Raw genomic sequence first — 10,364 nt, 5'->3', positions numbered from 1 at the left:
CAGACAGCTAAGGCTCGGCAGCTCCGCCACGGGCGCGGGGCTGTATCGTTTTGCGGCTCCGCCGCGCGGGCGCGAGCGGCCACGACGGCGCCGCAGCCCCCGACGGCGCACCGCGGCACCACCAGCGGGCGCTACTTCGACTCCAGCTCCGCGGCCGCACTGGCCAGGAGCATGTCCAACGCCGCCGGATAGGCACTGTGCACCATCCGCGCCGCCAGCAACGGCGCCGCCTCCGCGATCCGTGGATGCGTGGCCCGCGGCAACCGCGCGTACGTCGAGCGCCACATGTCCTCGTCCGCCCGCAGAGCCGCACTGGGCAGAGCCAGGGACGCGGCGTCCAGCGCGGCGAACGCCAGGGTCTGGTCGATGAACGCGTGATAGATGCGCACGGTGTCCGGCAGCGGGAACCCCGCCGTGCGCAGAACGTCCAGCACCGTCTCGTCGGCGGCGAGTTCGTTCGCCCGCCCGGTGACCCGGCTGGTCGTCAGCACCGCCGCCTGCGGATGGGCCACATAGGCGGCGTGGATGCGCAGCCCGACGGCGCGCAGGTCCTCGCGCCACTCCCCCGTCCGCGTCCAGCCCTCAAGCGCCTGCCCCATCAGCGCGTCGCCGATGGCGAGGGTCAGCTCGTCCATGCCGCGGAAGTACCGGTACAGCGTGCTCGGGTCGGCGTCGAGGGCCAGGCCGAGGCGACGGGCGGTGAGACCGGCGCTGCCGTGCTCGCGCAGCATCCGCAGCGCCGTCTCGACGATCAGCCGCTCGGACAGCACGGTGCCGCTTTTCGTGGGACGCCTACGGCGCCGCTTCTCCTCCGGTACGACCGGTTTGGGCACGATGCTCTCCGTCCTGGTGCCGCTCACGACGACCCCTGCGCCTTATGCCAACGCCATTGACCTTACGTGAGCGGCGGGCGTTGTATCTGGCGCGGGGCCCCATCACGTCCTGGACCTTGAGCCGAGGGAGTCTTGTCATGCGTGTACTGCTCGTGGGTGCCGGCGGGGTGGGTACCGCCATCACCCGGATCGCGGCCCGCCGTCCGTTCTTCGAGGCGATGGTCGTCGCCGACTACGACCTCGCGCGTGCCGAGGCGGCCGTGGCGGCCCTCGGCGGCGACGCCCGGTTCCTCGCCGAACGCGTGGACGCGAGCGACGAGGCCGCGGTCACCGCGCTGCTGGGGCGCCACGCGTGCGACGTGCTCCTCAACGCGACCGACCCGCGCTTCGTGATGCCGCTGTTCCAGGCCGCGCGCGCCGCCGGGGCCACCTATGTCGACATGGCGATGTCGCTGTCGCACCCGCATCCGGAGCGGCCGTACGAGGAGTGCGGGGTCAAGCTGGGCGACGCCCAGTTCGAGCAGGCGGCCGACTGGGAGAAGGCGGGCGCGCTGGCGCTGGTCGGCATGGGCGTGGAGCCCGGTCTGTCGGACGTGTTCGCCCGGTACGCCGCCGACGAGCTCTTCGACGAGATCGAGGAGCTCGGCGTCCGCGACGGCGCGAACCTGACCGTCGACGGCTACGACTTCGCGCCGTCCTTCAGCATCTGGACCACGATCGAGGAGTGCCTCAACCCGCCGGTCGTCTACGAGGACGCCCGCGGCTGGTTCACCACCGAGCCGTTCAGCGAGCCCGAGGTGTTCGACTTCCCCGAGGGAATCGGTCCGGTCGAGTGCGTGAACGTGGAGCACGAGGAGGTGCTCCTGATGCCACGCTGGGTCGAGGCGAACCGGGTGACGTTCAAGTACGGCCTCGGCGAGGAGTTCATCAGCACCCTCAAGACGCTGCACCTGCTGGGCCTGGACCGCACCGAGCCGGTGACCGTGCCGAGCGCCGACGGGCCGGTGCGGGTCTCGCCCCGGGACGTCGTGGCCGCGTGTCTGCCGGACCCGGCGACGCTGGGCGACCGCATGCACGGCAAGACCTGCGCGGGCACCTGGGTACGGGGCGCCAAGGACGGAAAGCCGCGCGAGGTGTACCTGTACCACGTGGTCGACAACCAGTGGTCCATGAAGGAGTACGGCTCGCAGGCCGTGGTGTGGCAGACGGCCGTCAACCCCGTCGTCGCCCTCGAACTCCTCGCCGGCGGCGCCTGGTCGGGCGCCGGCGTGCTCGGCCCGGAGGCCTTCCCGGCCCGGCCCTTCCTGGATCTGCTGACCGAGTACGGCTCCCCCTGGGGCATGCGGGAACAGTGACCGGATTCGCCGGTGTCCGACTGGGTTTCACTTGCGCATCGACAGGCGACTCGAAAACGAGTAAATGCATCCACCGAGGGCACGTTCGACGATCGCAGGTGACTTTGATGGACGACTGGCGAGACCACGCCGCCTGCCGCCATGAGGACCCCGACCTCTTCTATCCGATCGGCACGTCCGGTCCGACCGTGCTGCAGACCGAGCAGGCGAAGGCGGTCTGCCGGCGCTGCACGGTGCGGGACCAGTGTCTGCGCTGGGCACTCGACATGGACCAGTTCATCGGGATATGGGGCGGCACGAGCGAGGCGGAGCGACGGGCGCTGCGGCAACGGGCCGGATGACGCTCCCGTCGGCACCCCGCGGCCCCGCCCTCACGAGGGCGGGGCCGCGGCCGGCAGCCGCAGGCTGAACACGGATCCGGCACCGGGCTCGCTCGCCGCCCCCGCCGTACCTCCGTGCGCGGCGACCAGGTGCCGGACGATCGGCAGGCCGAGCCCGCTGCCTCCGGTACGCCGGCTGCGGGACTTCTCGGCACGCCAGAACCGGTCGAAGACGTAACGCAGGTCCTCGGCGGCGATGCCGGTCCCCGTGTCGGTTACGTCGAGGACGACGTCGTCGCCGTCGCGGCGGGCGGCGAGGGCGACGGTGCCGCCGGCCGGTGTGTGGCGCAGGGCGTTGGAGACGAGGTTGCCGAGGGCCTGGCGCATGCGGACGGGGTCGGCGTCCAGCCAGGGGGTGCCGTCCGCCTGGGTGCGCAGGGCGACGCCGGCCGTGTCGGCGGCGACGCGGTGGGCGGCGGCGACCTGGTCGAGGAGTTCGTCGGCGCGGACGGGCTCGCGGTGCAGGCGCAGCGTTCCGGCGTCGGCGGCGGCGAGGTCCTGGAGGTCGTCGATGACGCGCTGCAGGACGAGGGCCTCCTCGTGCAGGGAGGCGAGCAGGGCGGGGTCAGGGTCGACGACGCCGTCGCGGGTCACCTCCAGCCAGCCGCGGATGTTGGTGAGCGGGGTGCGCAGTTCGTGGGCGACGTCGCTGACCATCGCCTTGCGCTGGCCCTCCAGCCGCTCGCGGCGCTCGGCGAGTTCGTTGAAGGCCGCGGCGAGGATGCCGGTCTCGTCGCGGGTGGTGACGGGTACCCGCGCATGCAGTTCGGGCGGCTGCTGGGCGGCCTCGGTCAGTGCCCGCAGCGGCCTGACGAGCCGGGTGGCGACCACGGCCGTCACGGCCACGGTGACCGCGAGCACGAGTCCGGCGGCGCCGACGACCTTGGCCTTGTTCGCCGGGGACATGTCGAAGCGGACGGCGGTCGTGTCGCCGCCGCCCAGGAACAGCTCGGCCACGGGGGCGACGTAGGGGTCGAGTTGGGCGCGGCGTGCCTCCTCGACGCAGCGGTCCGCCTCCCGCACGGCCGTTTGGTCGTCGGTCCCCTTGGTCTTCCCCAGGAGGTAGCGGGTGCCGAGCCGCTTCTCGGTCACGTCGACCGTGACGAACGGCTGCGAACCGGGGTTCAGTCCGCGCCGGTCGAGACACTTCCTGGCCCGCTCCGACAGGTCGGACAGGGCCTTGTTCTCGGTCGGTGTCGTGGTGTTGAGCAGGCCGTCGGCGCACTCGTCGGGCACGACCCCGCCGGCGACGGGCCCGTCGTGGTCGGTGACGACCGGCCGGCCGCTCGGTGTCTGCACGACGACGGCCTCGTAGCCGTTGCGGGCGAAGCACCGCTGCCGTGTGTCGGCGAGCTTCTCCAGTTTGGCCCGCTCCGCGTCGGTCACCCGGTACGGGCCCACGACCCGGGGGTCGACGCCGGCACGCTGCGCTCCGCGTTCCGTGTAGGTGTCGATGTGCAGGGGGTCGACGGTGGCGGCGGCGCGCGGCGGCAGGGAGGTGCCGGCCGGGGCCGAGTCGGCGATGGCCGTACGGTCGGTGGTGGTGAGGGCGATACGGCGGCCGGTGCTGGCGGACAGCTCGCGGACCGTCTTCTCGACGCCCCGCCAGTCGGGGTGGGTCGCGGCGTACCCGCTGAGCCGGGCGAGGACGTCCATGTCCTCGGCGAGGACCTGCCCCTGTTCCTCCCGCAGCGCCCGGGTGGTGGTCTCCACCGCGAGCCAGGCCGTGGCGGCCACCGAGCACACGGCGATCAGCACCGAGGTGATCAGCAGCCGGACCAGCAGCCGCTTGCGCAGCGGTATCCGCCGGGTCATCCGCGGCCGCCGCTGAGCTTGTAGCCGACGCCGAACACGGTGAGCAGCCGTGCGGGGCTGCGCGGGTGGGCCTCGATCTTCCTGCGCAGGTTCATGATGTGGACGTCGACGGCCCGCTCGGTGGACGCCCGGTCGGTGCCCCGGGTGCACTCCAGCAACTGCCGCCTGGAGAAGACCCGTTCGGGTTCGGCGACCATGGCCAGCAGGATCTCGAACTCGGCCGGCGTGCACTCCACCGCGGCCCCGTCGCACCGCACCTCGTGCCGCTCGGGGTCGACGGCGATCCCGGCGGCCCGTACGACGGGGTTCTCCCGGCGGCCTGCGGCGTACCCGCTGCGGCGCAGCACGGTGCGGATGCGAGCCATGAGCTCGCGCGGGCTGTACGGCTTGGTCAGGTAGTCGTCGGCGCCGAGTTCGAGGCCGAGCAGGACGTCGTCCTCCGCCGACCGGGCCGTCAGCATCAGCACCGGGATGTCGTCGTCCCGGCGCAGCACCCGGCACACCCCGAAGCCGTCGATCACCGGCAGCATCAGGTCCAGCACGACGAGGTCGGGCCGCAGCCGCCGGGCGGCGTCCAGGGCGGCCGACCCGTCGTGGACCACGGTGGCGGTGTGCCCCTCCGACAGCAGGGAGCGGCGTATGAGTTCGGCCTGCATCTCGTCGTCCTCGGCGACCAGCACATGTGCGCACACGCGGCGGATCCTAAGCGGTCGTGGGTGGGCTGGGCGGCGGTCGTCGGTGGACTCAGCGGGCCAGCGACTCGGCGTCGCCCATGACGACGACCGGATTCCGGTCGGGGTGCAGCGCCCGCAGCAGCTGCCGCATGTGTGCGCGGGAGATGCTGACGCAGCCCTGGGTGGGGCCGCCGTGGTCCACGTGGAGCCATATGCCGCCGCCGCGTCCGGCGCCGAGCGGGCGGGTCCAGTCCAGGGGTGTGGTGCCCGGCTTGCGGTTGTAGTTGATGGCGATGACGTAGTCGAAGGAGCCCGCGAGGGGCTCACCCTCGAAGCCGGTGCCGGTCGCGGTGAAGCCGACGCCGTGGTCGTAGGGCAGCCTGGTCCCGGGGTCGCGCAGCAGGCCACCGGCGTCCGTGAGCGTGTAGACGCCGACGGGTGAGCGCAGGTCGCCGGCACGGTGCTGGTCGGTCCAGCCGCGCAGGGCGTTGTGCGCGGGCCATCGCGCACCGGCCTCCCAGCCGATGTCGCTGCGCTCGTACAGCACGACCTCCGACTGCGCGGAGTCGCGGCCCGCACCGGTCACGACGACGGCCTGCCTGGCCTCGGCCGGCACCTCGGCCCAGGTCTTGGGACCCAGTCCGGGCAGTTGCTGCGGAGCGACCTCCAGGGCGACGTCGGGCAGCGGCGTGGCGGTCGTGGGCCTGGTGGCGGCCGGTTCGTGGTCCGGCGTCGCCATGGCACCGCCGCCGCAGCCGGTGAGCAGCAGGGAGGCGGCCAGCAGTGCGACACGGGGTTTGTGCGTGATCATGCCTCGACCTTGACCGACACTTGTGAGGAACTCGTCAGGTGTTCGACGAGTGCCCCCGTTCCGCCCGAGAACCCACGCGACAGCCCGCGAGGCGTGCCCCCGGAGAGGCCAGGTCATGAGCGTTCGCATCCGCCGCGTGTACGAAGCACCCGAGCCCGAGGACGGGGTGCGCGTCCTGGTCGACCGGCTGTGGCCGCGCGGCCTGTCGAAGGACGCGGCCCATGTGGACGAGTGGCCCAAGGGACTCACCCCGTCCACCGAGCTGCGGCGCTGGTACCACGCGGGCGAGGGGTCGTACGAGGAGTTCGCCGACCGGTACGAGGCTGAACTCGACGCACCCGAGGCGGCCGAACTCCTCGATCATGTGCGGGAGTTGGCGGGCAAGGGCGCTGTGACGCTGCTGACCGCGTCCAAGTCTCCCGAGCAGAGTCACGCCGCCGTACTGGCCCGTCTCCTCGCCTGACCGAGGAGACGGGCCGCGGGCCGCCGTCGGGCTTGAGCCGTCAGGCCATCTGTCGCACCGCCGTCAGGCCGTCTGCCGCGCCGCCGCCCGGCCCGCGGTGCGGCCGGAGAAGAGGCAGCCGCCGAGGAAGGTGCCCTCCAGGGCGTTGTAGCCGTGGACGCCCCCGCCGCCGAACCCGGCGACCTCACCGGCCGCGTACAGGCCCTCGATCGGCGTCCCGTCGGCGCCCAGCGCGCGCGAGTCGAGGTCGGTCTGGATGCCGCCGAGGGTCTTGCGGGTCAGGATGTGCAGCTTGACGCCGATCAGCGGGCCGGCCGCCGGGTCGAGGATGCGGTGCGGGGTGGCGACCCGGCCGAGGCGGTCGCCGATGTAGCGGCGGGCGTTGCGGATGCCCTGCACCTGGGAGTCCTTGCTGTACGGGTTGGCGATCTGGAGGTCGCGGGCCTCGATCTGGCGCCGGACGGTCTCCGCGTCGAGGAGCGCCTTGTCCGTCAGCTGGTTCATCTTCTCGACCAGTTGCTCCAGGGTGGGTGCGGTCACGAAGTCCGCGCCGTTGCGCAGGAAGGCCGCCACCGGTCCCGGTGCGCCCTTGCCGAGCACTCGCTCCTTCAGGAATCCGGCGCGGTCCTTGGCGGTGATGTCGGGGTTCTGCTCGGAGCCCGACAGCGCGAACTCCTTCTCGATGATCTTCTGGGAGAGGATGAACCAGGAGTGGTCGTAGCCGGCGATGTCGGCGTCGGTGCGCAGGTGCTTGAGGGTGCCGAGGGTGTCGTAGCCCGGCAGGCACGGGTCGGGCAGCCGGCGGCCGAGGGCGTCGAACCACATGGACGACGGGCCGGGCAGGATGCGGATGCCGTGGCCGGGCCAGATCGGGTCCCAGTTCTGCAGGCCCTCGGTGTAGTGCCACATGCGGTCGCGGTTGACCAGCCGTACGCCGGCCTGCGCGCTGATGTCGAGCATGCGCCCGTCGACGTAGGCGGGGACGCCGGTGACCATCTCGCCGGGCGGCGTGCCGAGCCGCTCGGGCCAGTAACGGCGGACTATGTCGTGGTTGGCGCCGATGCCGCCGGTGGTGACGACGACGGCCTGTGCGGTGAGCTCGAACTCGCCGACGCCGTCGCGGTTGGAGGCGACGCCGCGGGGCGAGTCGTCCTCGGCGAGCACCGTCCCGCGCACCCCGCGCGCCGTACCGTCCTCGATGACCAGCTCGTCGACCCGGTAGCGGTGGTAGAAGGTGAGAAGTCCGTCGCGGGCGGCCTGCTTGGCGTACCGCACGAAGGGCTCCACCACGCCCGTGCCGGTCCCCCAGGCGATGTGGAACCGCGGCACCGAGTTGCCGTGGCCGTCGGCGCGCAGGTCGCCGCGCTCGGCCCAGCCGACCGTGGGCAGGAACTTGATGCCGTGCGTCTCCAGCCAGGACCGTTTCTCACCGGCCGCGAACTCGACGTACGCGCGCGCCCAGCGCACCGCCCAGGAGTCCTCGTCCTCGACCCGGTCGAACCCGGCGCTGCCCTGCCAGTCGTTCCACGCCAGATCGAAGGAGTCCTTGATGCCGAGGCGGCGCTGCTCCGGGGAGTCCACGAGGAACAGCCCGCCGAAGGACCAGAACGCCTGCCCGCCGAGGTTGGCGGCGTTCTCCTGGTCGACCAGCGCGACCCTGCGGCCCCGGCTGGTCAGTTCGCTCGCGGCGACCAGGCCCGCGAGTCCCGCTCCGACGACGATGACGTCGGCATCCATGGCGACCGTCCCTTCCTCACATGGTGGTGGCGCTGTTCGGTACCCGGTGGTGGCGCTGTTCGGTGGTCCGGCCTTCGGCGACCGGGTTGTTCGGTGGTCCGGCTGCGGCTATGCCGTGGTGTCGTTGCCGCCGTCGGTGAGCAGTGCGGTGAGCAGTTGGCCCAGCCAGAGACGGGCGCGCTCGACGTCCCCGTCCAGCAGCAGTTGGGTGGTGACGCCGTCGTACGCGGCCACCACGGCGTGGGCGGCGCCGTCGATGTCGCCGAGCACGGCGGGCAGTGCGGTGCGGCCTCCCGCGCGGGCGAGCCGTTCGGCGATCGCGCCGCGCAGTCGGGCACGGTGTTCCAGCAGGGTCCGGGCGACGGCCGGGTCCCGCGCGGCGTGCACCAGGAAGTCGGTCTTCACCAGGAGCCAGTCGCGGTCCAGGAGCAGCACCTCGGTCACCCGGTCCACGGCGGCGGGCACGTCCAGGCCCGGTCCGTCGAGGGCGAGGGCCCCGGCCACCTGGTCGGCGATCAGGTCCGCGCGTTCCCGGTAGAGGGCGAAGAAGAGCTCGTCCAGGCTGTCGAAGTTGGAGTAGAAGGCGCCCCTGCTGTAGCCGGCGGCCTCGCAGACCTCCTCGATGGAGACCCGCCCGAACCCCTTGGCGGCGAACACGGCGAACGCGGCCTCCAGCAGATTGGCCCGTGTGCGGACGCGGCGCTTGGTGACACGTCGGGTCGTTTCCTCCACCGTCATGGCCGGACCTCCGTTCGATACGTGAATGTATCCGATACATCTGTGTATCCAAAGGGTCCGCCGGAAAGTCGGCCCACCACGCGGGCTCACCCCGGAACGCCGAAGGGAACATATTTTCGATTTCAGGGGTACGCTGAATGCATGGCCACGCACCTCCAGGGCTCCCTGTTCGACCAGACCGACGAGCTGCGGCTCGGCTCCCTCGCCGGGATCCGCCGTACGCGGCTCACCCATGGCGCCTGGATCGACGTACTGCCGGGCTGGCTCAGCGGCGCGGACGCGCTGTTCGAACAGCTGGCGTCCGAGGTGCCGTGGCGTGCCGAGCGGCGCACGATGTACGACGACGTCGTCGACGTACCGCGGCTGCTCGCCTTCTACGGAGTCGACGACGCCCTGCCGCACCCCGTCCTCACGGAGGCGCGCGACGCACTGTCCGCGCACTACGCCGAGGAGCTGGGCGAGCCGTTCACCACGGCGGGGCTCTGCCACTACCGCGACGGCCGCGACAGCGTGGCCTGGCACGGGGACCGCACCGGGCGGGGCGCGCGGGAGGACACCATGGTCGCGATCCTGTCGGTGGGCGCGCCCCGGGATCTGCTGCTGCGCCCGATGCGCGGCGGCGAGACCGTACGGCGTCCGCTGGGGCACGGCGACCTCATCGTGATGGGCGGCTCCTGCCAAAGGACCTGGGAGCACTCGGTACCGAAGACCACCCGCGCAGCGGGACCGCGCATCAGCGTGCAGTTCCGCCCGCACGGCGTGCACTGAGGCGGAGAGGCGGCCGCTTCGGGTGCACGCGGGGGCTGCCTCCGGCGGACGGTGCCGGAGGCAGCCCTTCCTCTGGGCGCGGCCCCGCCCCCACACTGTCCGGATGAGCACGAGGACGCAGCTCCCGGCCACCGCTCCCCGTCGCATCGAACTCGACGCACTGCGGGTGTTCGTCGTCCTCGGCCTGGTCTTCTTCCGCTCGGCCCCTGTTCTTCTTCCGCTCGGCCCTCGTCTTCTCGCCGGACGACCGGTGTTCTTCCTCTTCGGCTAAGCCCTCGCCGACGACGAACGTGTCCGTGCCGCCCTGCGCCGGCTCGCGGTGCCGACGGGTGTGGCGGGGCTCGCCCTGTTCGCGGGTACGGCGCCCGGATTCATGGCGCTGGACGACCCGTTCACCGTGTGGAGCCCGTTCGCGCTGGTCACACGGGCGCTGTTCGGGGCGGCGGGCTGGTGCCGGGTGGCGGCCGTCCTCGGACTGCTGGACCGGCCGCGCGAGGTCCGGCCTCCCTCACGCGTGATGGTGTACCCGGGGACCGCCGCCCTGCCCGTGTACGTGCTGCACCAGCCGGTCGTGGTGGGCCGGCCGGCGCCGATCGCGGTCGAGTACGCGGTGATCGTGGCCGGTTCGCCGACGCTGATCCTGGTGCGGTACGAGGGTGTGGTGCGGCGGACGCGGCTGCTGTTCGGAATGCGTGCCGGTCCGCCGGTCGTCCTTCCTGTCCGGCCTCCGGACCCGCCGGTCGCACCGGCCCGTTGATCTGCTTTGCTGGGTCCGTCGGGCACGGACCTC

Annotated in this window: 12 protein-coding genes; 6 read left to right on the top strand and 6 right to left on the bottom strand. The window is 72.3% G+C overall.

Going from position 1 to position 10,364, the window contains the following annotated elements; translation table 11 throughout:
• Nucleotides 1-131: 131 nt before the first annotated feature.
• Nucleotides 132-833, bottom strand: a complete 702-nt coding sequence (locus AC3ETA_RS31920; RefSeq protein WP_432196370.1) for a TetR/AcrR family transcriptional regulator — start codon at nt 831-833, stop codon at nt 132-134.
• Between the two features lie 137 nt (nt 834-970).
• On the opposite strand from AC3ETA_RS31920, the gene AC3ETA_RS31915 reads away from it, so the two are divergent.
• Both AC3ETA_RS31915 and AC3ETA_RS31910 read left to right on the top strand, forming a co-directional pair.
• Nucleotides 971-2,188 (top strand): saccharopine dehydrogenase family protein, encoded by a 1,218-nt coding sequence (locus tag AC3ETA_RS31915; protein ID WP_432196362.1) that lies wholly within the window; start codon nt 971-973, stop codon nt 2,186-2,188.
• A gap of 107 nt (nt 2,189-2,295) precedes the next feature.
• Entirely contained in the window at nt 2,296-2,529 is a 234-nt protein-coding gene (locus AC3ETA_RS31910) for a WhiB family transcriptional regulator (protein WP_393506357.1), read from the top strand.
• A 30-nt stretch (nt 2,530-2,559) separates the two neighbouring features.
• Here AC3ETA_RS31910 and AC3ETA_RS31905 read toward each other — a convergent pair whose 3' ends face one another.
• Genes AC3ETA_RS31905 through AC3ETA_RS31895 form a run of 3 tightly spaced genes read right to left on the bottom strand, consistent with a single transcriptional unit; the run spans nt 2,560 to nt 5,868 of the window.
• Nucleotides 2,560-4,383, bottom strand: a complete 1,824-nt coding sequence (locus AC3ETA_RS31905) for a sensor histidine kinase (protein ID WP_432196361.1) — start codon at nt 4,381-4,383, stop codon at nt 2,560-2,562.
• Nucleotides 4,380-5,075, bottom strand: coding sequence for a response regulator transcription factor (locus AC3ETA_RS31900; RefSeq protein WP_432196360.1), 696 nt, complete (start codon nt 5,073-5,075; stop codon nt 4,380-4,382). The genes AC3ETA_RS31905 and AC3ETA_RS31900 overlap by 4 nt, the downstream gene beginning before the upstream one ends.
• Nucleotides 5,076-5,127: 52 nt before the next feature.
• Nucleotides 5,128-5,868, bottom strand: a complete 741-nt coding sequence (locus AC3ETA_RS31895; RefSeq protein WP_432196359.1) for a hypothetical protein — start codon at nt 5,866-5,868, stop codon at nt 5,128-5,130.
• Between the two features lie 115 nt (nt 5,869-5,983).
• Between AC3ETA_RS31895 and AC3ETA_RS31890 the strand changes: the two genes are divergently transcribed.
• Entirely contained in the window at nt 5,984-6,331 is a 348-nt protein-coding gene (locus AC3ETA_RS31890) for a DUF488 domain-containing protein (protein ID WP_432196358.1), read from the top strand.
• Between the two features lie 63 nt (nt 6,332-6,394).
• Here the strand turns inward: AC3ETA_RS31890 and AC3ETA_RS31885 are convergent, their stop codons facing one another.
• Entirely contained in the window at nt 6,395-8,068 is a 1,674-nt protein-coding gene (locus AC3ETA_RS31885) for an FAD-binding dehydrogenase (RefSeq protein WP_432196357.1), read from the bottom strand.
• 108 nt (nt 8,069-8,176) lie between these two features.
• A complete protein-coding gene (locus tag AC3ETA_RS31880) occupies nt 8,177-8,806 on the bottom strand; it encodes a TetR/AcrR family transcriptional regulator (RefSeq protein WP_432196356.1) in 630 nt (209 codons plus the stop codon).
• 141 nt (nt 8,807-8,947) lie between these two features.
• On the opposite strand from AC3ETA_RS31880, the gene AC3ETA_RS31875 reads away from it, so the two are divergent.
• The 3 genes from AC3ETA_RS31875 (at nt 8,948) to AC3ETA_RS31865 (ending at nt 10,331) form a co-directional block, all read left to right on the top strand.
• Nucleotides 8,948-9,574, top strand: coding sequence for an alpha-ketoglutarate-dependent dioxygenase AlkB (locus tag AC3ETA_RS31875; RefSeq protein ID WP_432196355.1), 627 nt, complete (start codon nt 8,948-8,950; stop codon nt 9,572-9,574).
• A gap of 103 nt (nt 9,575-9,677) precedes the next feature.
• Nucleotides 9,678-9,845 carry a hypothetical protein gene (locus tag AC3ETA_RS31870; RefSeq protein ID WP_432196354.1) on the top strand — a complete coding sequence of 56 codons (168 nt, stop codon included), beginning with the start codon at nt 9,678-9,680 and terminating at the stop codon, nt 9,843-9,845.
• 60 nt (nt 9,846-9,905) lie between these two features.
• Complete coding sequence (locus tag AC3ETA_RS31865) at nt 9,906-10,331, top strand: hypothetical protein (protein WP_432196353.1); 426 nt, start codon at nt 9,906-9,908, stop codon at nt 10,329-10,331.
• Nucleotides 10,332-10,364 lie beyond the last annotated feature (33 nt).

This window comes from Streptomyces sp. bgisy027, from assembly GCF_057710365.1.
The sequence above is the reverse complement of the archived record's forward strand: the minus strand, read 5'-3'. Positions and strand labels throughout refer to the sequence as shown.